This is a genomic window from Caproicibacter fermentans, from assembly GCF_009746625.1.
Taxonomy (GTDB): Bacteria; Bacillota; Clostridia; order Oscillospirales; family Acutalibacteraceae; genus Caproicibacter; species Caproicibacter fermentans.
On the sequence record NZ_VWXL01000084.1, the window covers coordinates 146075 to 169375 of the forward strand.

Genomic DNA, 23301 nt, shown 5'->3' on the forward strand with positions numbered 1-23301 from the left:
AATGAGCGCGATAACCAGGCTGAAAGCGATCCGCTATTTCGCTTATGCCATTGAGCTGCTGGTCCTGTTTGTGCTGCAGGAAACCCCCGGGCTGATTCCGGCGGTCTATACGGCGAGACCGGTGCTGGTGCTTCCGGCGGTGCTCTCCATCGCGATGTTCGAAGGCGAAACCGCCGCCATGGGGTTCGGCATTGCGGGCGGCCTGCTGATCGATCTGGGGTACGGCAGCGCGCTGGGGTTTCACGCTCTGCTGCTGGCGGCGGGGTGTTACCTGATTTCGCTGGTGGCGGCCAATCTGTTCCGGACAAATTTTGTTTCCGCGCTTTTGCTTTCCGCCGCGGTCACGGCCGTGACGTTTCTGCTGCAGTGGCTGTTCTTTTTCGTACTGAGCGGATATGAACACGCCGTTTATGCCCTTTTGACCCATTACCTGCCGCTTTTCTGCTACACGCTGGCGGTTATGCCTCTTGCATACTATTTTAACCGCGCGCTTGCCCTGCAGATCCGTTCAAAGGAGGAATGACGGTGGAAGAAAAAAAAACCACGGGCCGGGGGCGCCGGATTTTTGCAGGACTGCTGATTTTTGCCGTCCTTCTCGCTTACGCGCTGCGGCTGTTCAACTGGCAGATCGTCAACGGCGCGACCTTTCTGGAAAAAGCGGACAAATCCAGCTCTTATAGAGTGGATATGGACACAACCAGGGGAGAAATCCTGGATTCCGCCGGGAACGGCCTGGCGGTGAACCGTACCGGCTACGCCATAGTATTCGACAAGGCGTACCTGACGAAAGAAACGGAGAACCCGACCATTCTGACTTTGATCCGGCTGCTGGGGTCCAAAGGGGAAAAATGGGCGGACGAGCTGCCGATCGCCGTGAATTCCAAAGGGGAATATGAGTTTATTTCCGGCAGGGACAAGGACATCGCAACGCTGAAATCCAAGGATTTCCTGCATGTGGAATCCTACGCGACGGCGGCGCAGTGCATGCAGCATCTGATCGACCAGTACGACTGCGGCGGGTACTCGGCGAAGGATACGCGGGATATTGTGTCCGTGCGGTACAATATGACGAAATCGGGATTTTCCGTTTCAACGCCCTATGTCTTCGCACAGGACGTGAGCAAGGAAACGGTGCAGGTCATCAGCGAAAACTCCATGCGCCTGCCGGGTGTTCAGGCGAAGCTGACCACAAAGCGGGAATATCCGGACGGGACCCTGATGCCTCAGATCCTCGGAACCATCGGCTCCATTTCCGCCGAGGAGTGGAAAACGCTTCAGGACAAGGACTACGAGTACAACGACCGCATCGGAAAAAGCGGCATCGAGCAGGCGTTTGAAAGCGCCCTGCGCGGCAAATCCGGCGAAAAGGTCGTTGAAATGACCGGGCAGGGGAACGTCGCCTCCGAAACGGTGACCAGCTCGCCGCAGCCGGGCGAAACCGTGTACCTTACCATCGACAGCCGCCTGCAGAAGGTTTTGAACGCGTCGCTGGCCCAGAATATCAAGGCGACGCGCGAATACGGGAAAAAGCTCTGCGCAGAAAACTACAAGGGGTCGTCCAGCGGGCACGGCGAAGACTGCGTGGCCGGCGGCGCGGTGATTCTCCGTGTCAGCGACTTCGCGGTTCTGGCTGCGTCCACGTTCCCGACCTATGACGAGAACGAATATCTGACGGACACGAATTATTACAGCCAGCTTCTAAAGGATAAAAACTTACCGCTGATCAACCGGGCGTTCAACGGCATCTTCACGCCGGGCTCCGTTGTCAAGCCCTATGTGGCGCTGACCGCGCTGCAGGAAAAGTCGATCACGACCTCTACCCGGATCCTGGGCAACAGCGTGTATACCCGCTTTTCGGATGTGGGGCTGCCGCTTGGCAGCATCGGCAACTACGGGATGATCACCGCCAATTACGCGATCGAAAAATCCAGCAACTCATTTTTTTATGAGGTCGGTTACCGCACCGGCATCAGCGCGCTGAATCTTTACGCCCCGCGCTTCGGCCTCGGCGTGAAAACGGGGATTGAGCTGAGCGAAAGCGCCGGCGTCCTCGCCGGACCGGCCGAAAAGAGCGCCTCCGGCGGTTCGTGGTGGGACGCAGACACCGTCGAGGCGGCGGTGGGCCAGAGCGACAACCAGTTTACCCCGCTGCAGCTCGCGACCTATGCCGCAACGATCGCCAACAACGGCACACGTTTAAAATCTCATGTTGTGGATAAAATAACCAATTATGCGAGAAGTCAGGTCATTTCCCAGACAAAGCCGCAAACGGTGGAAAATATCGGCGTCGACCAGTCCTACATCGATTACGTCAAAGCGGCCATGCGCAGCGTGGCGGCGGAGGGCACCGCGTCCTCCATGTTCCGCAACTACGGCGTTCCGCTCGCGGCGAAAACCGGAACGGCTGTTCTGACTCCCCATTCCGACAACGTCACCTTCATCGGGTTCGCGCCCTACGACAACCCGCAGATCGCGGTTGCGGTCGTTCTGGAGCACGGTGCGACGAGCAAATACAGCCTGACCGTTGCAAAAGACGCGTTCGACGCGTATTTCTACGGAAAAACCGTCGATGCAAACGGAAATCTGGTCATGCCGTCCGCTTCCGATGCGGCGCAGAAGAACAGCTCCTCCGGTTCGCCGTCGTCCCGGACCTCCTCCCAGGGATAAAGAGAGGCGCGGGTGAAAATATTGTAAAAACAGACAGGCAAAATGCTTTACTCCTATAATTTGTTGTGGTAATATGATAACAATAGAGGTACCGGCTATGGATTCAGTAACAGTAATTACATCGGGAAAAGGCGGGGTCGGCAAATCGACGGTTACCGCGTCTCTGGGCGCCGCGCTCGCGGCGCGCGGCAGGCGCGTGCTGCTGATCGACTGCGACGCGGGGCTGGGGAGCCTTGACCATATGCTCGGCGTGCTGGACCACCGCGTGTTCGACATCGCGGACGTGGTCTCCGGCGCGGTGGAGCCGTCAAAGGCGGTTTACCCGAGCGCGATTGATCCGAATCTCTTTCTGCTTTCCGCCCCGGGGACGGAAGAGGACGTTGTCAGCCCGGAAGTGATGCGGCAGCTGGTCGGCGTTCTGTCACGGTATTACGACCATGTTCTCATCGACAGCCCGGCGGGAATCGGGCAGGGCTTTTTAAGCGCGGCGGCAGCGGCCAAAAGGGCGCTTGTCGTGGCCACGCCGGACCCGGTCTGCCTGCGGGCCGCGGCCCGCACCCGGCAAAGCCTGGAGGAGGCCGGGGTGCGGCAGCACAGGCTGGTGGTCAACCGCTTTTCCGGCGCGCGGTTCCGCGCGCAGAAGTGCTACCCCGACCTCGATTCCGTCATCGACGCGGCCGGCGTCAGGCTGATCGCGGTGATTCCCGAGGACCCGGCTTTGGCGGCGGCGACGTTTCAGTCCGGCCCCGCGCCGGAAACCTCGCCGGGGATGCTGGCGGTCGGCCGGCTTGCGGCGAGGCTGGAGGGCGAACAGGTGCCGCTTCCCGCGGTCAATCGATTCTGACTCTATTTGTTGATTTTTGGAGGATCAAATTGTATGAATATTGCTTTAATTGCCCACGACGCGAAAAAGGAGCTGATGGTTCAGTTCTGCATTGCGTACTGCGGCGTGCTGAGCCGTCATTCGCTCTGCGCCACGGGTACCACGGGAAAACTGGTATCGGAGGCTACCGGCCTTGAAATCCAACGCTTTCTGGGCGGGTCACAGGGCGGCGACCAGCAGATTGCCGCAAGAATCGCCTGCAACGAGGTGGACCTTCTTCTGTTTTTCCGCGATCCGCTGAACCCGAAGCCCCACGAGCCGAACGACATGAATCTGCTGCGTCTGTGCGATATGCACAACATCCCGGTCGCAACCAACATCGCGACGGCGGAGGTGCTCATTCACGGGCTGGAGCGCGGCGATCTGGACTGGCGCAACATTTTGAACCCAAAGGACTGATCCTGCGGCTGAGAACGGAAAGAGTACCCGAAGCCCCCGCACAGGGAGGACCCGCCGCGACTGAGAGCGGGTCCGCGACAGCGAGCTTCGGCGAAGACATCCGGGAGCCGTTTTCCGCCCCGGGGAGGGGTAGCCGAAAGGGGGGCCGCCTGCGGCCCCTGAAAAAGGGTGGCACCACGAGAGGAAACTCCCTCGTCCCTTTCCATTGGGACGGGGATTTTTTGTTATTTACACATATTTTGAAGCGCACTCCGGGCGGCGGGCAAAACCGGTTTTCAGACGGTACGGGCCGCGGTTTTCGCGGAAGCGCAAGGTAAAAATAGAAAAAGGAGTCGTCTATGGAACTGATCAAAGCACAGAGAGGAACACAGGACATTCTTCCCGGAAACAGCGAACGCTGGCAGGCGGTCGAGGAGGTCATGCGGGACGAGGCCGCGGTGAACGGCATTTCGGAGATCCGCACCCCGGTATTTGAGGATACGCGGCTGTTTCAGCGTTCCGTCGGGGAAACCACCGATGTGGTTCAGAAGGAGATGTATACGTTCGAGGACAAGGGGGGGCGGTCCGTCACCCTGAAGCCGGAGGGAACCGCCGGGGCCGTGCGGTCTTATCTGGAACACGGCCTTTACAACAGCCCGGCCCCGCAGAAGTTTTATTACCTTACGCCCTGCTACCGCTATGAAAAAGCCCAGGCGGGCCGCCTGCGCGAGTTTCACCAGTTCGGCGTCGAACTGTTCGGCACTTCGCTGCCGCTGGCGGACGCCGGGCTGATTGCGTTTGCAAACGGCCTGTTTGACCGCCTCTGCGTGAAAAACCTGAAGCTGAAGATCAATTCCATCGGCTGCCCGACTTGCCGCGCGGAATACACGAAAGCGCTGAAAACGTATTTCACCGAACGGAAGGACCGGCTTTGCGAAACCTGCCGCTCCCGCCTTGACCGGAACCCGATGCGGATTCTGGACTGCAAGGAGCCCGGCTGCGCCGAAGCGGCAAAGGGCGCGCCGCGCATTCTCGACTATCTGTGCGGCGACTGCAAGGCTCACTTTGAGGGCGTCAAGTCGGCACTCGACTCCATTCAGATCGAATACGAAGTCGACCCGTCCATTGTCCGCGGACTGGATTATTACACCCGCACGGTGTTCGAGTTTGTTTCCGCCGACCTCGGCGCGCAGAGCACGGTCTGCGGCGGCGGCCGCTACGACGGCCTTGTGGAGGAAATGGGCGGCAAACCGACTCCGGCGCTCGGGTTTGCCCTCGGCATCGAACGCCTGCTGATGATCATGGAGGCGCAGCAGATTGAATTCCCGGAACCGCACCCCTGCGAGCTGTATATCGCCTCCGTCGGCGAGGCGGCGCGGAAGCGGGCGTTCCAAATGGCCTGCGGCCTGCGCGAATGCTCCGTCGCCGCGGCCTGCGACGAGGTCGGCCGCAGCCTGAACGCCCAGATGAAATACGCGGACAAGCTCGGCGCGCAGTTTACTCTGGTGCTTGGCGACGACGAGCTGGAAAAGGGCCTTGGCGTTGTCAAGAACATGAAGACGGGCGAAAAAACAAAGGTCAACCTGAACAACGATATCGAAGGGCAGTTTGCCGCCATCAGCACGCGGGCGGAAGACGAAGAGGACCTCTCTTTTTAACGGAATCGGAGATGATTGCATGAAGGAATCAATTCTGGACGGGTTCCGCCTGACCGCGGCGGAGCGGGGTCTTACGGTTTACGGGATCCGCGTGGAGCGGAAAAACGGGGAGTCCGTCACGCACTTCTGGCGGTCGAGCGATCCGGTGAATCTGTATTCGGCCGCCAAGACCTTTACCTCGCTTGCCGTCGGTATGTGCGCGGAGGACGGAAGATTCGCGCTGACCGACCGGGTGCTGGACTTTTTCCCGGAATACCGGGAAATCGCCGCGCCCGGCAGCGAGGACATCACGCTGCGGGACCTGCTGCACATGGCCTCCGGCAAACCGCATTTCTGGTTCGGCGAGCTGGATGCACAGAAGCCGGAGCGCGACTGGGCGGAGCTTTTCTTCCGCGTGCCGGTGGAAAAAAAGCCGGGAACGGCGTTCTTTTACTCCAACGCGTGCTGCTATATGCTGGGGCGCGCGGTGGAAAAAGTGACCGGAAATAACGTGCGGGACTTTCTGGTACCGCGCCTGTTTACCCCGCTGGGGATCGAAAATCCGCAGTGGCACACCGACCCGCGGGGGCATACGCTCTGCGCCACCCAGCTTTTCCTGACCCTGGACGAATTCAGCCGCCTTGGGCGGCTCCTGCTTCACAACGGAATCCGGGAGGACAAGCGGCTGATTTCGGAAGAATACCTGAAAAAGATGTCCTGGGACACGATCAAAAGCGGATGGGACGGGTGTTCGGAACCGGAGTGCCTCGCCGGGTACGGGTACCAGGTCTGGCTCTGCACGGCGCCGGGTTCTTTCCGGGCGGACGGCAAGTATGGCCAGTTCAGCATTCTTCTGCCGGAGCGGGAAGCCGTGGTGACCATAACGGCGCACGAGGAAAAGCGCCCTTACTCGCTAATCAGGGCAGTTCTCCGGGAAATTGCGCCAAGACTGTAACAGGAGTATTTTTAAATCAATAGATTAAACGGAATGGGGAAATCAAAAATGCCGGAATCATTAACGGGCCTGAAACGAACCAACTACTGCGGGGAGCTGCGCGCGGCCGACTGCGGCAGGGAAGTGACCGTCTGCGGATGGGTGCAGCGCCAGCGCGACCTGGGGCAGCTGATTTTTATCGATTTAAGGGACCGTACCGGAATCGTTCAGCTCGCATTCGGCGACAAGACGGACCGCGAGGTGTTTCAAAAGGCCTTTGCCGCCCGCGCGGAGTTCGTTCTGGCGGCGCGCGGAACCGTGAGGGAGCGCTCTGCCAAGAACGCGGAGCTGCCGACGGGCGACATTGAAATCGAGGTCGAGGAGCTGCGCGTGCTTGCCAAAAGCGAGACCCCGCCGTTCGCCATTGAGGAAAAGACCGACGTCAAGGAGGATCTGCGCCTGAAATACCGCTATCTGGACCTGCGCCGCCCGGAGATGCAGAGAAAGATCATCGGCCGGCACCGCATCGTCAAGGCTGCGCGCGATTATTTTGACGAAAACGGCTTCCTCGAAATCGAGACGCCGAACCTGATCAAATCCACGCCGGAGGGCGCGCGCGACTATCTGGTTCCTTCCCGTATGTTCCCGGGCAGCTTTTTCGCGCTGCCTCAGTCGCCGCAGCTTTATAAGCAGCTTCTGATGCTTTCGGGCTACGACCGTTACATGCAGGTTGCCCGCTGCTTCCGCGACGAGGACCTGCGCGCCGACCGCCAGCCGGAATTTACGCAGATCGACTTTGAGATGTCGTTTGTTTCTCAGGACGACGTGATGGCGATCGCGGAGGGATTTATCAAGGACGTCTATCAAAAAGTATTGGATCTTGAAATCCAGACCCCGCTGCGCCGCATGACCTGGCATGAGGCAATGAACCGCTTCGGCTCCGACAAGCCTGATTTGCGCTTCGGCATGGAGTTGACAGACGTGAGCGAAGCCCTGAAAAACACGGAATTCCGCGTGTTCGCCGGTGCTCTGTCCGCGGGCGGCAGCGTGCGCGGCATCAATCTGAAAGGGCAGGCGGACGCTTTAAGCCGCAAGGAAATCGACAAGCTGGGAGAGTGGGTCAAATCCTACGGAGCAAAGGGCCTTGCGTGGACACGTCTTGCCTCCGGCGGGGAAACCTCCTCCTATGAAAAATTCCTCGCTCCGGAAGAAGCGGCGGCCGTTCGAAAGGCGCTGGGCGCCGAAGCGGGCGACGTGCTGTTCCTGGTCGCGAGCGGCGAAAACAAAGTTGTGTTCGATTCCCTCGGCGCGCTGCGCAAAGAGCTTGCCGGGCGGTTCGGACTGATCGACGACTCGAAGCCCTGTCTTCTTTGGGTGACGGACTTCCCGCTGTTCGAGTACAGCAAGGAAGAAAACCGCTTTGTCGCGATGCACCACCCGTTCACCATGCCGCGCGAGGAGGATCTCGGCAAGCTGGAGTCCGACCCCGGCAGCGTGCTGGCGATCGCCTACGATATGGTGCTCAACGGGAACGAGCTCGGCGGCGGCTCGGTCCGTATCAACCGGCCGGACATCCAGGAGAGAATGTTCCAGGCCCTCGGCTTTACCCCCGAGCAGGCGCAGGAGCGCTTCGGCTTTTTGATCGACGCGTTCCGCTACGGCGCGCCGCCGCACGCCGGCATGGCGTTCGGTCTGGACCGCCTGGTCATGCTGATGCTCGGCTGCGACAGCATCCGCGACGTTATCGCGTTCCCGAAGGTCGCTTCCTCCGCGGAGCTGATGAGCAGCGCCCCGACCGGAGTCGACCCGAAGCAGCTTGAAGAGCTGGGCATATCCTTGCTGAAAAAGGATTAAAAGAAAGACAGGCGGGCGGTTGGTGCCCGGCCCCTGTCCGGAGGAACCGCGGGGAAATCGGTTGGAGGATGAAATGAAAAAGAAACGGGTCAAATTATTAGCACGGATTCTTTTGATTGCGGTGATACCTTTTCTGGCGCTGCTGGTAAAAAACCGTTACGACTTCGGCGAATGGGACCCGCGGAGTCTGCCGAACCGGATCGGATGCTATGACCGGACCTATTACGTCGGCCCGTCCTCTCCGAGTCTGATGAACGGCGGTCAAAAGCCCGCCTGCGCGGTCAGCAATTCCGACAACCGGACGGGCAGGGAGCTGTTCACCTCGGAGCCGAAAGGCGATTTGGTGCCGGTCGTAATTTATTTAAAATTGTCCGACGGCAGATACCAGCAGTATATTTTGTCCGGCGGTCAGTAAAGACCGCTTCACACGGACACACAGGATCAAGTCGTGTCACGATTTTTAAGCTAGTCGGGGCTTTGCAACAACTTTCCGGACAAATTTAGCCAATCCGGGGAAGGGAATCCCCGTGTGATGAAGATCATAATGTAAAACAGTGTTTTTCAGACGCGGACGCCGCAGGCGCGCGTGCAGGCTCAGCCCGGCCGAAACCGGAATATTATTTCGCACGGGATATTCAACGGGAGTTTTTGACAACTCTCCCGCCAAACCGGGCTGTCAATTCCGCTCCGCGCGAAACGGCGGGGCGTGCGTGCAGGCTCAGCCTGCCGGGAAAGGAGGCGCATGATGAACAAAATCAATTACAGAAAACAGATGCTGGATGTAATTGCGGGGCTTGAGGGCAGGGTGCCGACGCTGCTGCTGCACGACTGCTGCGCCCCCTGCCTGAGCAGTGTGCTGGAACAGCTTGCTCCGCTGTTCCGGGTCACGGTGTTTTTCTACAACCCGAATATCCTGCCGGAGGACGAGTACCGGAAGCGCGTCGCGGAGGTCAAGCGCCTGCTTGACGAGCTGCCGCAGAAATATCCCGCGCAGTTTATCGAGGGGCGGTACAATGTCCGCCAGTTTTTGGAAATGGCGCGCGGAATGGAACAGGAGCCGGAGGGCGGGGAACGCTGCATGGGCTGCTACCGCCTGCGGCTCGCGGAAACCGCAAAATACGCCCGGGCGGGCGGCTATGACTTCTTTACGACGACGCTGACGGTCAGCCCGTATAAAAACGCCCGCAGGCTCAATGAGATCGGATTGGAGCTCGCTCAGAAGTATGAGGTGCCGTTTCTGCCGTCCGATTTTAAGAAAAACGGCGGGTATCAGCGGTCGATCGAGCTTTCCCGCACCTACGGGCTGTACCGGCAGGATTTCTGCGGATGTCCGTTTTCCAAGGAAGCCGCACGCCTCAAACGTGCGGAGCGCGGGGGAGGGTATGAGACGTGAAGAAGAAAAAGAAACGGGAAAAAAGAAGCCGGCAGGAGGAACCGGTCCGCATTCAGCCGGAAATTCCCCCGGCGCCTCAGCCGGAGGACGACGCCCCGCTGAGAGACGCCGTTTCGCTGGTCGGCGGCAAATGGAAGCTGCGCATCCTCTGGGCGCTGCGCTCCGGCGAACCGGCCCGCTACGGGGAGATCCGGCAGCGGATTCCCGGCATCACGGATATGATGCTGAGCCAGAGCCTGCGGGAGCTGACGGCGGACGGCCTGATTGAACGGCGGCAGTATCAGGAGATTCCGCCCCGCGTGGAGTATGCCGCGGCCGGCTGCGCCGCGGGGCTTTACCCGGCGCTGGAGCTGTTCTGCGACTGGGTGAAGAAACAAAAGAAAGGCGGTTAGCGGATGGAACGGAAAACCAGAATGATCCCTTATACGGCGAATGAGGAACGGTATGAAAAAATGGAGTATCGCCGGTGCGGAGAAAGCGGACTGAAGCTCAGCGCGGTGTCGCTCGGCTTCTGGCATAATTTCGGAACCTACGACTGCTACGAGACAAACCGGGCGGTGATGCGCCGGGCGTTCGACCTCGGCGTGACGGTGTTCGACCTTGCGAACAATTACGGTCCGCCCGCCGGCTCGGCGGAGGAGACCTTCGGCCGGCTGATGCGGGAGGATTTCTCGCCCTACCGCGATGAGATGGTGATTACCACGAAGGCGGGCTACACGATGTGGCCCGGCCCTTACGGGGATTTCGGCTCGCGGAAATACCTGCTTGCCAGTCTGGACCAGAGCCTCAGGCGGATGGGCCTTGATTACGTCGATATTTTCTATCATCACCGCATGGATCCGGACACGCCGCTGGAGGAAAGCATGGGCGCGCTGGCGCAGGCGGTCAAAAGCGGAAAGGCTTTGTACGCGGGCATTTCGAATTACAGCCCGGAAGCGGCGAAGCGGGCTGCCGCCCTGCTGCGTGAAATGGGTGTGCGTTGCCTGATCTGCCAGTCGCGTTACAGTATGCTCGACCGGCAAATCGAAACGGACGGCCTGTTTGACGCGGCGAAAAGAGCGGGAATGGGCCTGACCGCGTTCAGCCCGCTCGCGCAGGGACTTCTGACCGGAAAATACAACGACGGCATTCCGCGGGGCTCCCGTGCTTCCGGAAAATCGCCGTTTCTGACGAAGGACCGCATTACTCCGGATGTAATCGAAAAGGTGCGCAAAATCGGCGCGCTTGCGAAACGGCGCGGACAAACCACCGCGCAGCTTGCGCTCGCGTGGATCCTGCGGCAGGAAACCATGGCCAGCGTGCTGATCGGCGCGAGCAGCGTCGCCCAGCTGGAGGAGAACGTCGGCGCCGTCAACCGCCTGACGTTCCGTGACGAGGAGCTGGCGGAAATCGAAAAGATTCTGAAATAGCACGGATTTGAATCAGACGCGAAGGGACTGTTGCAAAATAGCCTCGACGAAAAATATTGCACAAAAAATGCGCCTTGATTGGGCTTCGGCAGCCGCTTCAAGACGCACTTTCTTGCTTTTGGAGCTATTCCTTTGTGCAATTTGCTATCGCAAATTCATTTTGCAACAGCCCCTTTATAACGGGCAGCTTGGTTCCTGACCTCCGACCTCGCCACCTGGAACGGCGAGCTGTACCGTACGGCGGACGGAGGGAAGCACTGGAGCAAAACCAGAACAATCAAAAGCGTCCGTCAAGCCCCGGAAGGACTTAACTCCTCGGCGTACGGCGGCGGAGACAGCGTGATTTCCGGTCGGCGCGAGCTGCTCCGCGTCTCCGGCGACAAAACCGACTGGAAAAGCCCGGTTTCCGCTTTGAAGAGCGCGGGGGCCGTTGCCGCCGCGCTGCTGCCCGAAGGAAAGAGGATGATTCTGACGGCAGAATCGTCCGGCGCCGGCGCCTCTGAACTGCTGACAACATCCGACGCGGGCAAAACATGGAACCCGCACCCTTTGGAAGGAGTTGCGCAGGACGCTTTTGATACCCTGCGGGATTCTTGTCCCATGCAGGTTGCGGACGGGGGCACGGCTGGATTCTGGCCGCGCACGGACTGCTTTCGACTGCGGACGGCGGCAGAAGCCGGACCTGGCGCTGATTCCGTGCTGGAAGACGGCGGACTGTACGTATGGGGGTGAGTTAAAAAATAAACACAATATATTGTGTTTGCGTCCTTGACAATCCCGGAAAAAACAAGTATAATTCTTATTACACTCGTCCGTCGGATGGCGATATTTGCCGACGGAGAAGAACCGGAAAGGATGAAGTTGAAATGGCGACACGAATTCAAAAAAGGAACGGTTCGGTTGTTCCGTTTGATGAAAAGAAGATTCGCAGCGCGATTGAGAAGGCAAACAGGGCGGTGGAAACCGAGAAGATGTCCAGGGCGGAGCTGGACCGCCTGACGGCGGAGATCGCCGCGCGGTTCGGCGGGGACGCTGTGCCTACGGTGGAGCAGGTTCAGGACGCCGTTGAGGAAAAGCTGATTGCAAAGGATTTTGCGAAGACCGCCAAAGCCTATATCCTGTACCGCGCGGAGCACGCGAAGATCCGCCAGGCCGAAGGCGATTTGATGGACATTTACCGTCAGCTGACCTTCCGCGACGCGAAGGACATCGACCTGAAGCGGGAAAACGCCAATATCGACGCGGACACCGCAATGGGAACCATGCTGAAATACGGGTCGGAGGGTTCCAAGTACTTTATCAACAACTACATTCTTCCGAAGGACATCGCCGCGGCGCATTTAAGCGGAGACATCCATATCCACGACGAAGATTTTTATATGCTGACCGAGACCTGCTGCCAGATCGACCTTTTAAAGCTGTTTCACGGCGGATTCTGCACGGGGCACGGGACGCTTCGCGAGCCGAACGACATCAGCTCTTACGCGGCGCTCGCCTGTATCGCGATTCAGGCCAACCAGAACGAAATGCACGGCGGGCAGAGCGTTCCGAACTTTGATTATTCCATGGCGCCGGGCGTTGCGAAAACCTTTCGCCGCCACTATTTTCAGGAGCTTTCCCGTTATTTTCAGGTGGCCCACTCCATGCCGGCCGCCGATGCCGACGCAATGATCGACACGGTGCGCGGTTCCGTCGGCGATGATGTCACCATGGGCGGAGCGGACGGTTACGGCATTCGTTTCGTTCAGTTCCTGCCCGGTCATCAGCGCGCGGGCGGCTATGAGGAGGTTTCGGAGCAGGAGGCCGCGAAAGCGCATCAGTACGCGGTAGAAACGGCGACCCGGAATACGGACCGGGCCACATACCAGTCGATGGAGGCGCTCATCCACAACCTGAACACCATGAATTCCCGCGCGGGCGCGCAGGTTCCGTTCAGCTCGCTGAACTACGGCACAGACACGTCTCCCGAGGGCCGCATGGTGATGAAAAACCTGCTGCTTGCCACAAAGGCGGGCCTCGGCGGGGGCGAGACCCCGATTTTCCCCGTCCAGATTTTCAAAGTCAAGGAGGGCGTCAACTACAATCCGGGCGACCCGAACTACGACCTGTTCCAGCTGTCCGTCCGGGTCAGCGCGAAGCGACTGTTCCCGAATTTCAGCTTTCTTGACGCGCCGTTCAACCTGCAGTACTACAAGCCGGGCGACTATAACACGGAGGTCGCTTATATGGGCTGCCGCACGCGCGTGATGGGAAACGTTCACGACCCTGACCGCGAAGTCACCTGCGGCCGCGGCAACCTGAGCTTTACCTCGATCAATCTTCCGCGCATCGGCATCGAGGCGCACGGAGACGTGGCGAAATTCTATGAAATCCTGGATAAACGGATCGATCTCGTAATCCGCCAGCTGCTGCACCGCTTTCAAATCCAGTGCTCCAAAAAGGTTTACAACTATCCGTTCCTGATGGGTCAGGGCGTCTGGATCGACAGCGAGAAGCTCGACTGGGAGGACAGCATTGAAGAGGTCATCAAGCACGGCACGCTCAGCGTCGGGTTTATCGGCCTTGCGGAAACGCTCAAGGCGCTGACCGGCAAGCACCACGGCGAAAGCCCGGAAAGCCAGAAGCTTGGCCTTGAAATTATCGGCCACATGAGAAAGCGGGTCGACGACGAATCGCAGAAAACCGGCCTCAATTTTTCCCTTGTCGCTACCCCCGCGGAGGGCCTTTCGGGACGCTTTGTGCGCATCGACCAGAAAAAGTACGGTAAAATCCCCGGCGTGACCGACCGGGAATACTACACGAACTCATTCCACGTCCCCGTCTATTTTCCCATCCGCGCGTTTGAAAAAATCAAGCTGGAAGCCCCGTACCATGCGCTGACGAACGGCGGGCACATCAGCTATGTGGAGCTGGACGGCGACACGACGAAAAATCCGGAAGCGTTCGAGGCGATTATCCGCTGCATGAAGGAGAACGGCGTCGGCTACGGTTCCGTCAACCATCCGGTGGACCGCGACCCGGTCTGCGGCTATAACGGAATCATCGACAACGAGTGCCCTCACTGCCACCGCACGGAGGACGACGGGCCGAAATTCGAGCGCATCCGCCGGATCACCGGCTATCTGGTGGGAACGCTGGACCGGTTCAACGACGCAAAGCGCGCCGAGGAAAGGGACCGGGTCAAGCATGGAATCTGAGCTGAGGGTTTGCGGAATCGAGACGGAGTCCATTGTGGACGGAAAGGGCATCCGGTTCGTCGTTTTCGTGCAGGGCTGTCCGCATCACTGCCCGGGGTGCCACAATCCGCAGTCTCATCCGTTTGAGGGCGGAACGGTTTGGAGCATTCACGATCTTTTCGAAAAAATCCGTGAAAATCCGCTGCTGAAGGGCGTTACTTTCAGCGGCGGAGAGCCTTTCTGCCAGCCCGGGCCGCTCACGGAACTGGCCCGGCTGGTGCATTCCGCCGGACTGGACGTGACGACCTACACCGGCTATTTGTACGAGAATCTGGTTGCGATGCAGAGGTCTGAAATCGACGCGCTGCTGGAGCAGACCGACCTTTTGGTGGACGGGCCGTTTCTGCGGGAAGAGAAGGACCTGACGCTGCGTTTTCGGGGAAGCCGGAACCAGCGGGTTATCAACATGGCTGAGACCAGACGCAGGCGGATCATTGTTTTAGAGAAATTAGAGGAAGACGATTAATTCATATTATTCATTTTAAAGAATACAAGATATATAGTCACTAAACTTGATCTTGTAGTTTTATGTAAAATATGGTAAACTGTTTGCGTAGATTTTCGGATGGGGAAGCGATGTATTTGTATTCCGAGAACAGCAAAGTTGCGATTCAAATGTTTGGTGAATTTTCCATTACCATTAACGGGAACACCATGACGAACCTGAAAGGGCGAACCAAGCGGGTCTGGATGCTGATTCAGTATCTGGTTGCCCGGCGCTTTGCGCCGGTCCCGCTTGACCGCCTTCTGCGCGACATCTGGGACGGCCGCGAGTGCGGAGACCCGGAAAACGCCCTGAAGAATCTGGTTTACCGGGCACGCTCCCTGCTGCGCGAGCTGTCGGGGGACAAGTCCCAGTTTATCATATTTTTAAACGGAACCTATGCTTGGAACAACCAGTGCGGCTGCAGCGTGGATTCCGAGCGCTTTCTTGAATACGCCAAAAAGGCTTTTGTTCAGACCGCGCCGGAGGAGAAGCGCATCGGCTGGTACCGGAAGGCGATCGGGCTGTACCGGGGAGGCTTTTTGCCGAAATCCTCCTACAGCACCTGGGTGATCCTGCAGAGAGCGCGCTACTCGGAGATTTACAGACGCTGCGTCAATGAGCTTTGCGGCCTTTTGGCGAACCGGAACCGGTACGAAGAAATGGTTCCGGTTGTCGAAAGCGCGCTGAGACGGTTCCCCTATGAAGAGCCGTTCCATATCCTGCTGCTGAAAGCTTATTCGAACACGGGCCGCACTGCGAAGGCGTTTGATCATTACAATCGCACCGTCAAAATGTTTTACCAGGAATTCGGCGTGGACCTCGGCGAATTTTTAAAGCCGTATTCCAGCCGGATGAATAATCAGAGCCGGTCGGAAACGGATCTGGAGACAATCTGGAACGACCTTCAGGAAAAAACCAAAGTGGAAGGAGCCTATTTCTGCGACTACGACATGTTCAAATGTCTGTACCGGTCGCAGGTGAGGCTGATGCCGCGCACGGGGCTTTCCATTTTTCTGATCCTTTTTACGCTCGGAGGAAAGGACGGCGGCGCTCCGGAGCCGGACGCGCTGAAAACAGCCTCTGAAAAGCTGAAAAATGCGATTCTGACCAGTATGAGAAAAGGGGACACCGTTGCTTCCTGCAGCGCGACGCAGTACATTGCCCTGCTGCAGACCGTCACCGTTGAGACCGCGCAGAGCATCGTGCAGAGGGTGATGCGGAAATTCAAGTTTGAATACCGCAAGGATAACGTCAATGTCGTTACAAAGGTAACATCGATTATAGAGTAAACGGTCCTCCAATCCAAAAGAAGAAGCGGACGCCCAGGCCGGGGCGCCCGCTTCTTCTTTTGTTCCGGCGGCGCGGTCCGCCTATTCGCCGCCGATGTAAAGGGACTTGTCTTTTGCATAAAGAATTTTCTGCTGGCTGTAAAGGCTGGAATATCCCGAAAGCATGTAGCTGATGCCGGCCGCCAGAAGGTAATAGAGGATTCCCTGTTCACCGAACACCTCCACGCTGAGAACAAAGGCGGTCAGCGGGCAGTTTGTCACGCCGCAAAACACCGCCATAAAGCCGATGGAAGCGCCGAACGACGGAGTCAGGCCGATCAGGCTGCCGGTAAAGGAGCCGAATGTGGCGCCCACAAAAAACGCCGGAACGATTTCGCCGCCGCGGAACCCTGCGCCCAGGGTTGCCGCAGTGAAAAGAAGCTTCAGCAGGAACGCTTCCGGGCGCGAACTGCGCTGGAACGCGGCGGCGATCACGTTTCCGCCCATACCCAGGTAATCCCGGCCGAACACGAACGACAGAAGAATGACGAGAACACCGCCGACAAGCACGCGGACATACTGGTTGCGGATCCACCGTTTGTACAAAAGCCCCGTGCCGTGCATGACAAAGCAGTAAAGAACGCTGACTACCGCGCAGAGTATCCCAAGCAAAGTTACCTGCATCAGCGGCACAATGCCGATGGAGGGCGTGCCGGAGACATGGAACTGGGTCGGCGCTGCGTGGAAGGACTGCGCGATGCCCGCGGCGACGATGGAAGCCACCGTGCAAGGGACCAGTGCGGAATAGTACATGACTCCGACCGTGATGACCTCCATCACCAGCAGGGTGGAGGTCAGCGGCGTGCCGAACAGCGCGGAGAAACAGGCGGCCATACCGCACATGGTAACAACGTGCAGGTCCTTTTCATCCAGCCGGAACAGCCTGCCGATCCGGTACCCCAGGCTGCCGCCGAGCTGAAGCGCGGCGCCTTCGCGGCCCGCCGAGCCGCCGAACAGGTGCGTCACGGTGGTTGCGACAAAAATGAGCGGCGCCATCACGGTGGGGACCGGCTCCGGCGACCTTACCGCTTCAATCACCAGATCGGTTCCCTTCGGCTCGGTAATTTTGCCCGCGCGGTAAAGGAATACAATCAGCAGGCCGCCCAGGGGCAGAAGCCAGAGAAGCCAGCCGTGATCGATCCGCAAAGCCGTGACCGTGCGGATGCAGAAATAGAACAGGGTGCCGGCGGAACCGGCGATCGCGCCGATCAGAATGGAGAGAAGCCCCCATTTCAAAAAGGCCCTGATGTTGGAGATCATGTCGCGCGGGCTTCCGCATTGACATACGGCAAAATCGCACAGCTGCTGTTTCCATTCCCTGTGGCCCGCGATTTTGCCGCTGACAGAATCTGCAGCTTTCGCACTGATTCGTTTCACGTATTCCCTTAAGCTCATTTGCATTCACCTATTTTAGTTTATGATATTTTTAGTATAAGGGAAACAAAGGAGATTATAACGACCTAAAAGAAATTTATCGGTTGATGCAGAAATGAGGGAGGAAAGGACGATCCCTGCATGTTGATCGGCCCGCACAATAAAAAAGTCCCCCTTTTGGGGGGATGGCATCGTAAAGATTTACGGGCCGCTGTTCGGTTCCCTCGTCAGTTCCCGGTAAATTTCGTTTTTCCGGCGGCCCGTTTCCGCGGCGGCCTGTTTCGCCGCGGCCGCCGCGGAAAGGCCCTGCGAAAGATAATCCCGGGCCAGCTCCAGCGCGTCCTGAGCGGAATATTCGGCCGTCGCTTCTTCCGGCGCCCCCTCGATGACGAGGACGAATTCCCCCTTTGCCGTTTCATTCGCGTAGCGGTCCGCGGCCTGAGAGAGCGTTGTGCGGATGACTTCCTCGTGGATTTTCGTCAGTTCGCGCACCAGGGCGACGCGCCGGGTGCCGCCCCACGCTTTAACCATATCGGCGAGAGTGGAGGCGAGCTTGTGCGGCGCCTCGTAGAAAACCATGGTGCGCTTTTCCGCTTTGAGCTGTTCCAGATGTTCGCGCCGGCTTTTTTGGGAAACGCTGAGGAAGCCCTCAAAGGTAAAGCGCCCGGTCGGCAGGCCGGACACGGCGAGCGCCGACACGACGGCGCTGGGGCCGGGAACCACGAAAACCGGAATGCCGCGTTCGGCGCACTGCGCGACCAGCAGCTCGCCGGGGTCCGAAATCGCGGGCATACCCGCGTCGGTCACCAGCGCGCAGGTTTCCCCGGCCTCCATCCTGCCGCAGATGATGTCTCCCTTTTCGTATTTGTTGTGTTCAAAATACGAGATCATCGGCTTTTTGATTTCAAAGTGGTTCAGAAGCTTGACGGTGACGCGCGTGTCCTCCGCCGCGATGAAGTCCGCGCTTTCCAGAGCCTGCCGCGCGCGCGGTGAAAAATCGGAGAGATTGCCGATCGGCGTCCCGACCACGATCAATTTTCCGCTCATTCTCTGCCCTCCTTGTAATCGCCGTAAATTTTCAGCATTTCTTCGGACCAGCCCCCCCGTTCCGATTCGATCAAGAGCGCGGGGTTCACAGTCATTCCGGGCCTGCCGCCGCGGTTGGCCTGCAAAAGAAACAAAAACGGGGGTTTGTCCCCGCGCTGCTGCACAAAGCGCAGGCGCTTCGGTTCCAGACCCGCCGCCCGCAGCGTCGCCATCGCGTCGCACAGGCGCTCGGGCCGAAGGCAGCAGAAAAAGCGGCCGCCCCAGCGCAGAAAGGCTGCCGCGGCGGCCGAAATATCGGCAAAGCTGCACGCGACCTCATGCCTTGCGATGCGCTGCCCCTCCCGCGCGCTGGGAACGCCGGTTCCGTCCGGCTTGTAGGGCGGGTTGCAGGCGATCAGGTCAAGGCCGAGGGGAAGGGGGCGGTTTTGCCTGAGAGTCTTGATATCTTCCCTTATAATCTCAATTTGATTTTCCAGTCCGCTGAGGCGGACGGAGCGGCGCGCCAGACGGCAGGCGTCCTCCTGAAGCTCGACGGCGTACACGCGCCGGGGAGCGGACCGCGCGCACCACAAAAGAGGGATGACGCCGCAGCCCGTGCCGAAGTCCGCACAGGTTTCGCCGGGGCGGGGCATCGAAAAGTCGGCGAGCAGGATCGTGTCGGTATTGAAGGTGTGGTTTTTGCCGGTCATCACGGTAAATCCGGCGGAAAGCGGCTCCGGCTTTTCACCGGAGCCAGGCGGTTCCCCCGCGAAAGGGGGGGTGCCCCGGTTTTCCATACTAAAAGGTCCTCCCTCAGGGTTAAAATAACGGCTTTCAAAAAGAAAAAAGGCGGTGCGCAGGCGCTCCGCCTTTTTATCTTGAATAATTTAGTCTTCCGGCTTCGGAGCGCCCACGGGGCAGACACTTGCGCAGGAACCGCACTCCGTGCAGGTGTCGGGATCTATCACAAATTTGCCGTCGCCTTCCGAAATCGCGTTGACCGGGCATTCCGCCGCGCAAGCACCGCAGGAAATGCAATCGTCGCTGATAACATATGCCATGAAAGGATACACCTCCAATACTTTTATAGGATTATTGTAACATAAAAACGCGAAATTGCAACTGTAAATTTAATTCCCCTCCAGGGTCCGAAGCTGCTCGAGCTCTTCCCGGCTGACGGAATTCCGGCCGGTTTTCAGCACCCGGACCTCTTTCGCGCGGAAATTCTGCGTCGGCGCGTCGGAGGCGGAATCCAGACGGACATAGACGGTTTCGGTCAATAAATTGTTGTCCGTCACGACCCCGCGGCCCTTCGGCGTCATGACGACGGAATTGACGCCGGGTACGCTGCGGAGAAGCTCCCCGTAGGTCTCCTGCTCGTATTTCAGGCAGCACATCAGCCGGCCGCAGATTCCGGAAATTTTCACCGGATTCAGGGACAGGCCCTGCTCCTTTGCCATTTTGATGGAAACGGGCTGAAACCCGCCGAGAAAGGTCGAACAGCAGAACGGCTTGCCGCAGATGCCGAGGCCGCCGAGCATCTTCGCCTCGTCCCTCACGCCGATCTGCCGCAGCTCGATGCGGGTGCGGAACACGGAGGCCAGGTCCTTGACCAGCTCGCGGAAATCCACGCGGCCGTCCGCCGTAAAATAAAACAGGATTTTGGAATTGTCGAAGGTGTATTCCACGTCCACCAGCTTCATTTCCAGCTTGTGGGCGGCGATTTTCTTCAGGCAGATTCCAAACGCCGTTTTTTCCTTCTTTTTGTTTTCCTCGACCTTTTTCAGGTCCTCCTCCGTCGCGACGCGGATCAGCTGGCGCAGGGGCTGCACAAGCTCCTCGTCGCTGATCTGGCGGTTTTCCATGGCGATTTCGCCGCATTCCACGCCGCGGGAGGTTTCGACGATCACCTTGTCGCCTTTTTTCAGGACGTTGCCGGCGGGGTCAAAATAATAAACCTTGCCGACATTTTTAAACCGGACGCCAATTACTTCAGCCATAGGGCCCTCCTTTCATCACTGTGTCTTATGATTTTCCGGCCGCTTCCCTCAGCCCCGCGCAGTATGCGGTGACCAGAAGCGCCGTGTTTGCGTTTCTTTCCAAAGCGCGCTGGGCGCGAGCGGTTTCCTCCACGAGGAGCATCAGGCTTTTGCGGGTCAGCTTGGACGCCAGGTACGCCGGAGCGTCCCTTTCGCCGGACAGGCAGGATTCTCCCCCCGCGCGCAGAACCGCCGCGTCGCGGAACAGAAGAAAGAGCTGCGCCAGAACCTTGCGCAGGCGGTCTTTGTCCCTAATGAGGGGCGCCGTGCCGAAAAGAAGCTCCGCCTCGCCCGGCGCGGCGACCGCGCGCGCGATTTTTGAGGTTTCTTCCAGACCCTCCCCGCTCGGCGCGCCGTCGTCCAGTGTAAAAATCTGGACGCGCGAGCGGATGGTCGGCAGCAGCGCGGAGGAACTGACCGCAGTGAGCAGGAACCACACGTTTTGAGGCGGTTCCTCCAGAACCTTTAGCAGCGCATTCTGGGAAGGCTCCGACATATTGTGAACGCCCAGCAGGCGGTAAACCTTGCGGGGCGCTTCATTCGGCCTGACGTAGGCGCCGGAGCGGATTTCCCGCACGGCGTCCACAGGGAAGACGCGCGGGTTGGCGTCTCCGTCCAGCGTGACAATGTCGGGGTGAGAGCCGGCCGCAGCCTTGACGCAGCCGGAGCAGCGCCCGCAGGGCCGCTCGCCTTCCGAGAGGCAGACAGCCGCCTTTGCCAGGATGCCGGAAAGCGCGGCGGTTCCGCTGCCGGGCGAACCCTCCAGAAGAATCGCGTGGGGAAACCGCCCCTCGTCAAAAGCGAGGGACAGGTTCTTTTTAATCTCCGGATTTCCCGGAAAATCCTCAAAATTTAAACTCATACTTTTTCAAAGCGGTCCACGTTCAGGACGAAAATTGTGGAGCCGCCAATGGTTACCTCCACCGGGAATGCGGAATAAACGCCGATATCCATGGTGGTGGTACTCGGGACAAGCTGCGTGCGGCGCCGGCTCTGGCCCGCGATGATGGAGATGACCTGGTCGACCTTGTCGTCCTCCGTTCCGACGATGAAGGTCGTATTGCCCTTTTTTAAAAATCCGCCCGTTGTCGCGAGCTTGGTGACGGAAAAGCCCTCCTTGGTCAGGGCGGCCGAAACCATGCCGCTGTCGTCGTTGCCGACAATCGCCAATACCAGCTTCATTAGTATCCCTCCGTTTCACGATATCGGTAGATAGATTTGAATTTTCAGATTCGATCTTATTTTAACACTTTTATTTCTAAAAAGCCATACCCGCACAGAAACTCGGCGGTTTCTTTTGTGACCCGTTCCCCTGGCATCACGGCGGGAATGCCGGGCGGGCAGGGGCACGCGATCTGGGCGGCAACTCCGCCGACCGCCCGTTCCAGCGGGACGGTCCGGCTTTCCGCAAGCAAAGCCTCCCGCAGGGGAACGCAGGCGGGGGAAAACGGCGGCATTTCGGGAACTTCCGGCAGCGGTTCCGCGGCGGGGAGCGAACGGACGGCCCGCTCAAGCCGCTGAAAATCCTCTTCGGTATTAAACGGAGTCGCGATGAAAACAACGAAGGAGCGGTCCGCGTATTCCGGCTCGATTCCTGCGGCCCGGAACAGTTCGGCCGCCCGTGTTCCGGTCAGCCCGATCTTTGCCGTTTGAAGCGTCAGCCGCGTCGGGTCGGCGAGGCCCGACGGAGACGGAATCCCGCGTGAAAGGGCCAGGCGCCGCACCCGCTGCGCGCGTTCCTGCAAAAGGGGAAACGCGCCGGAGTGCGTTTCCAGCCATTCGCGGCACAGGTCAAGCGAAGCCAGAACCGGAAAAGAGGGGCTGGTGGAGCCGAAGAGCGCCATCGCGTCCTTCGCGCCCGCCGAAAACCGACTGTCGCCGATCTGGAGCCACGCTCCGCCGGTCAGGACTCCAAGCGTCTTGTGGGCGGAGTCCGCGGTCATGGATGCGCCGAGAAGAAGCGGGTGCAGCTTCGGCTCGGTAAACATCAGGTGCGCCCCGTGCGCGTTATCGACCAGAAGCGGGATTCCCTTTTTCCGGCACGCGGCGGAGATTGCGGGAATGTCGAGCAGGCGCCCGTAATAGTCGGGGCTTGTGACATAGACGGCTTTCGCGTCTTCGCAGGCGCCGACGGCCGGAACCAGCTCCTCCGGCATGGCCCAGACCGGCTCGATGCCGAGCAGGGCCATCGCGCCGACCGCGCTGCGGTGAACCTTGCGGCAGCAGACGACCTTTCCGCCGTTCGGCGCGGCAAGGCGGAACATCGCCTGCACGCACAGCGTGCAGCCTCCGGCGGAAAGGCAGGTGCGCGCCGTGCCGAACAGCTTGGAAGCAAGCGCTTCCGCCTGTTCGATCGGCCCGCCGCCGTCGTACAGGCTGCCGGTGTCCGGCAGCTCGGTCAGATCAAGCTGGAACAGGCCGCCCGGCAGGGCGGCGGGGCTGCTTTTGTGCCCGGGGGTGTGAAACGAAGCGCGCCCGAGGGCGGCATGGTTTTTCAGCGCGGAATAGAGCGGAGCGGACATGGGCGCGTCCTCCTTGTATTATAGAGTAGTAGTTATTAGAGCCCCTCTCCAAGGGCTATGTGCTACACTGTAAGGGATGTTGTGGATTGGTTAAGTCCTCCTACCACCAGATGGTTTTTGAAAGGTTCCAACCA

Annotated in this window: 23 protein-coding genes; 15 read left to right on the forward strand and 8 right to left on the reverse strand. The window is 59.1% G+C overall.

Annotated features, from left to right (window positions below):
* The first annotated feature begins 1 nt into the window (after position 1).
* The 15 genes from mreD (at position 2) to CAFE_RS15070 (ending at position 16167) form a co-directional block, all read left to right on the forward strand.
* Positions 2–523 (forward strand): rod shape-determining protein MreD, encoded by a 522-nt coding sequence (mreD, locus tag CAFE_RS15000; RefSeq protein ID WP_066646643.1) that lies wholly within the window; start codon positions 2–4, stop codon positions 521–523.
* A 2-nt stretch (positions 524–525) separates the two neighbouring features.
* Complete coding sequence (locus CAFE_RS15005; RefSeq protein WP_166525154.1) at positions 526–2667, forward strand: penicillin-binding transpeptidase domain-containing protein; 2142 nt, start codon at positions 526–528, stop codon at positions 2665–2667.
* Between the two features lie 97 nt (positions 2668–2764).
* Positions 2765–3511, forward strand: a complete 747-nt coding sequence (locus CAFE_RS15010; protein WP_066646637.1) for a nucleotide-binding protein — start codon at positions 2765–2767, stop codon at positions 3509–3511.
* A gap of 33 nt (positions 3512–3544) precedes the next feature.
* A complete protein-coding gene (locus CAFE_RS15015) occupies positions 3545–3949 on the forward strand; it encodes a methylglyoxal synthase (RefSeq protein WP_066646634.1) in 405 nt (134 codons plus the stop codon).
* Positions 3950–4287: 338 nt separating this feature from the next.
* Positions 4288–5586, forward strand: a complete 1299-nt coding sequence (hisS, locus tag CAFE_RS15020; RefSeq protein ID WP_156991067.1) for a histidine--tRNA ligase — start codon at positions 4288–4290, stop codon at positions 5584–5586.
* Positions 5587–5605: 19 nt separating this feature from the next.
* Positions 5606–6520: a serine hydrolase domain-containing protein gene (locus CAFE_RS15025; protein WP_156991068.1), complete on the forward strand. Its 915-nt coding sequence runs from the start codon at positions 5606–5608 to the stop codon at positions 6518–6520.
* A 48-nt stretch (positions 6521–6568) separates the two neighbouring features.
* Positions 6569–8353, forward strand: a complete 1785-nt coding sequence (aspS, locus tag CAFE_RS15030) for an aspartate--tRNA ligase (RefSeq protein ID WP_156991069.1) — start codon at positions 6569–6571, stop codon at positions 8351–8353.
* Between the two features lie 73 nt (positions 8354–8426).
* Complete coding sequence (locus CAFE_RS15035) at positions 8427–8768, forward strand: hypothetical protein (RefSeq protein WP_139104104.1); 342 nt, start codon at positions 8427–8429, stop codon at positions 8766–8768.
* Between the two features lie 330 nt (positions 8769–9098).
* Positions 9099–9746: an epoxyqueuosine reductase QueH gene (locus CAFE_RS15040; RefSeq protein WP_139104114.1), complete on the forward strand. Its 648-nt coding sequence runs from the start codon at positions 9099–9101 to the stop codon at positions 9744–9746.
* Complete coding sequence (locus CAFE_RS20165; RefSeq protein ID WP_187034643.1) at positions 9743–10138, forward strand: winged helix-turn-helix transcriptional regulator; 396 nt, start codon at positions 9743–9745, stop codon at positions 10136–10138. The genes CAFE_RS15040 and CAFE_RS20165 overlap by 4 nt, the downstream gene beginning before the upstream one ends.
* Positions 10139–10141: 3 nt before the next feature.
* The gene (gene mgrA / locus CAFE_RS15050) at positions 10142–11155 is read left to right on the forward strand and encodes an L-glyceraldehyde 3-phosphate reductase (protein ID WP_233452831.1); all 1014 of its coding nucleotides are present in this window, start codon (positions 10142–10144) and stop codon (positions 11153–11155) included.
* Positions 11156–11494: 339 nt separating this feature from the next.
* Positions 11495–11887, forward strand: coding sequence for a hypothetical protein (locus tag CAFE_RS15055; RefSeq protein ID WP_156991070.1), 393 nt, complete (start codon positions 11495–11497; stop codon positions 11885–11887).
* A 134-nt stretch (positions 11888–12021) separates the two neighbouring features.
* Positions 12022–14352: an anaerobic ribonucleoside triphosphate reductase gene (locus CAFE_RS15060; protein ID WP_156991071.1), complete on the forward strand. Its 2331-nt coding sequence runs from the start codon at positions 12022–12024 to the stop codon at positions 14350–14352.
* The gene (gene nrdG / locus CAFE_RS15065) at positions 14342–14857 is read left to right on the forward strand and encodes an anaerobic ribonucleoside-triphosphate reductase activating protein (protein ID WP_156991072.1); all 516 of its coding nucleotides are present in this window, start codon (positions 14342–14344) and stop codon (positions 14855–14857) included. Before CAFE_RS15060 ends, nrdG begins: the two co-directional genes overlap by 11 nt.
* Positions 14858–14967: 110 nt before the next feature.
* Positions 14968–16167 carry an AfsR/SARP family transcriptional regulator gene (locus tag CAFE_RS15070; protein WP_066646608.1) on the forward strand — a complete coding sequence of 400 codons (1200 nt, stop codon included), beginning with the start codon at positions 14968–14970 and terminating at the stop codon, positions 16165–16167.
* An 81-nt stretch (positions 16168–16248) separates the two neighbouring features.
* Here the strand turns inward: CAFE_RS15070 and CAFE_RS15075 are convergent, their stop codons facing one another.
* The 8 genes from CAFE_RS15075 to CAFE_RS15110 all read right to left on the reverse strand — a co-directional run bounded on the left by CAFE_RS15075 (position 16249) and on the right by CAFE_RS15110 (position 23167).
* Positions 16249–17601, reverse strand: coding sequence for a chloride channel protein (locus CAFE_RS15075; protein WP_083210138.1), 1353 nt, complete (start codon positions 17599–17601; stop codon positions 16249–16251).
* Positions 17602–17781: 180 nt separating this feature from the next.
* The gene (rsmI, locus tag CAFE_RS15080) at positions 17782–18627 is read right to left on the reverse strand and encodes a 16S rRNA (cytidine(1402)-2'-O)-methyltransferase (RefSeq protein WP_066646604.1); all 846 of its coding nucleotides are present in this window, start codon (positions 18625–18627) and stop codon (positions 17782–17784) included.
* Positions 18624–19403, reverse strand: a complete 780-nt coding sequence (locus CAFE_RS15085) for a tRNA1(Val) (adenine(37)-N6)-methyltransferase (RefSeq protein WP_156991073.1) — start codon at positions 19401–19403, stop codon at positions 18624–18626. The genes rsmI and CAFE_RS15085 overlap by 4 nt, the downstream gene beginning before the upstream one ends.
* Positions 19404–19493: 90 nt before the next feature.
* Complete coding sequence (locus CAFE_RS15090) at positions 19494–19667, reverse strand: DUF362 domain-containing protein (RefSeq protein WP_066646600.1); 174 nt, start codon at positions 19665–19667, stop codon at positions 19494–19496.
* 69 nt (positions 19668–19736) lie between these two features.
* The gene (locus tag CAFE_RS15095) at positions 19737–20606 is read right to left on the reverse strand and encodes a PSP1 domain-containing protein (RefSeq protein WP_066646595.1); all 870 of its coding nucleotides are present in this window, start codon (positions 20604–20606) and stop codon (positions 19737–19739) included.
* Positions 20607–20631: 25 nt separating this feature from the next.
* Positions 20632–21507: a DNA polymerase III subunit gene (locus CAFE_RS15100; protein WP_156991074.1), complete on the reverse strand. Its 876-nt coding sequence runs from the start codon at positions 21505–21507 to the stop codon at positions 20632–20634.
* Complete coding sequence (locus CAFE_RS15105) at positions 21504–21827, reverse strand: cyclic-di-AMP receptor (protein WP_066646589.1); 324 nt, start codon at positions 21825–21827, stop codon at positions 21504–21506. The genes CAFE_RS15100 and CAFE_RS15105 overlap by 4 nt, the downstream gene beginning before the upstream one ends.
* Before the next feature lie 56 nt (positions 21828–21883).
* Positions 21884–23167 carry an aminotransferase class I/II-fold pyridoxal phosphate-dependent enzyme gene (locus CAFE_RS15110; RefSeq protein ID WP_156991075.1) on the reverse strand — a complete coding sequence of 428 codons (1284 nt, stop codon included), beginning with the start codon at positions 23165–23167 and terminating at the stop codon, positions 21884–21886.
* Positions 23168–23301 lie beyond the last annotated feature (134 nt).

Bases quoted from the DNA above. Each gene is read 5' to 3' on its own strand.
- aspS (WP_156991069.1), top strand. From the start codon at position 6,569: ATGCCGGAATCATTAACGGGCCTGAAACGAACCAACTACTGCGGGGAG.
- CAFE_RS15100 (WP_156991074.1), bottom strand. From the start codon at position 21,507: ATGAGTTTAAATTTTGAGGATTTTCCGGGAAATCCGGAGATTAAAAAG.
- hisS (WP_156991067.1), top strand. From the start codon at position 4,288: ATGGAACTGATCAAAGCACAGAGAGGAACACAGGACATTCTTCCCGGA.
- CAFE_RS15060 (WP_156991071.1), top strand. From the start codon at position 12,022: ATGGCGACACGAATTCAAAAAAGGAACGGTTCGGTTGTTCCGTTTGAT.
- CAFE_RS15070 (WP_066646608.1), top strand. From the start codon at position 14,968: ATGTATTTGTATTCCGAGAACAGCAAAGTTGCGATTCAAATGTTTGGT.
- CAFE_RS15095 (WP_066646595.1), bottom strand. From the start codon at position 20,606: ATGGCTGAAGTAATTGGCGTCCGGTTTAAAAATGTCGGCAAGGTTTAT.
- CAFE_RS15015 (WP_066646634.1), top strand. From the start codon at position 3,545: ATGAATATTGCTTTAATTGCCCACGACGCGAAAAAGGAGCTGATGGTT.
- CAFE_RS15035 (WP_139104104.1), top strand. From the start codon at position 8,427: ATGAAAAAGAAACGGGTCAAATTATTAGCACGGATTCTTTTGATTGCG.
- mreD (WP_066646643.1), top strand. From the start codon at position 2: ATGAGCGCGATAACCAGGCTGAAAGCGATCCGCTATTTCGCTTATGCC.
- rsmI (WP_066646604.1), bottom strand. From the start codon at position 18,627: ATGAGCGGAAAATTGATCGTGGTCGGGACGCCGATCGGCAATCTCTCC.
- CAFE_RS15025 (WP_156991068.1), top strand. From the start codon at position 5,606: ATGAAGGAATCAATTCTGGACGGGTTCCGCCTGACCGCGGCGGAGCGG.
- CAFE_RS15075 (WP_083210138.1), bottom strand. From the start codon at position 17,601: ATGAGCTTAAGGGAATACGTGAAACGAATCAGTGCGAAAGCTGCAGAT.
- nrdG (WP_156991072.1), top strand. From the start codon at position 14,342: ATGGAATCTGAGCTGAGGGTTTGCGGAATCGAGACGGAGTCCATTGTG.
- CAFE_RS15010 (WP_066646637.1), top strand. From the start codon at position 2,765: ATGGATTCAGTAACAGTAATTACATCGGGAAAAGGCGGGGTCGGCAAA.
- CAFE_RS15085 (WP_156991073.1), bottom strand. From the start codon at position 19,403: ATGGAAAACCGGGGCACCCCCCCTTTCGCGGGGGAACCGCCTGGCTCC.
- mgrA (WP_233452831.1), top strand. From the start codon at position 10,142: ATGGAACGGAAAACCAGAATGATCCCTTATACGGCGAATGAGGAACGG.
- CAFE_RS15090 (WP_066646600.1), bottom strand. From the start codon at position 19,667: ATGGCATATGTTATCAGCGACGATTGCATTTCCTGCGGTGCTTGCGCG.
- CAFE_RS15040 (WP_139104114.1), top strand. From the start codon at position 9,099: ATGAACAAAATCAATTACAGAAAACAGATGCTGGATGTAATTGCGGGG.
- CAFE_RS15110 (WP_156991075.1), bottom strand. From the start codon at position 23,167: ATGTCCGCTCCGCTCTATTCCGCGCTGAAAAACCATGCCGCCCTCGGG.
- CAFE_RS15105 (WP_066646589.1), bottom strand. From the start codon at position 21,827: ATGAAGCTGGTATTGGCGATTGTCGGCAACGACGACAGCGGCATGGTT.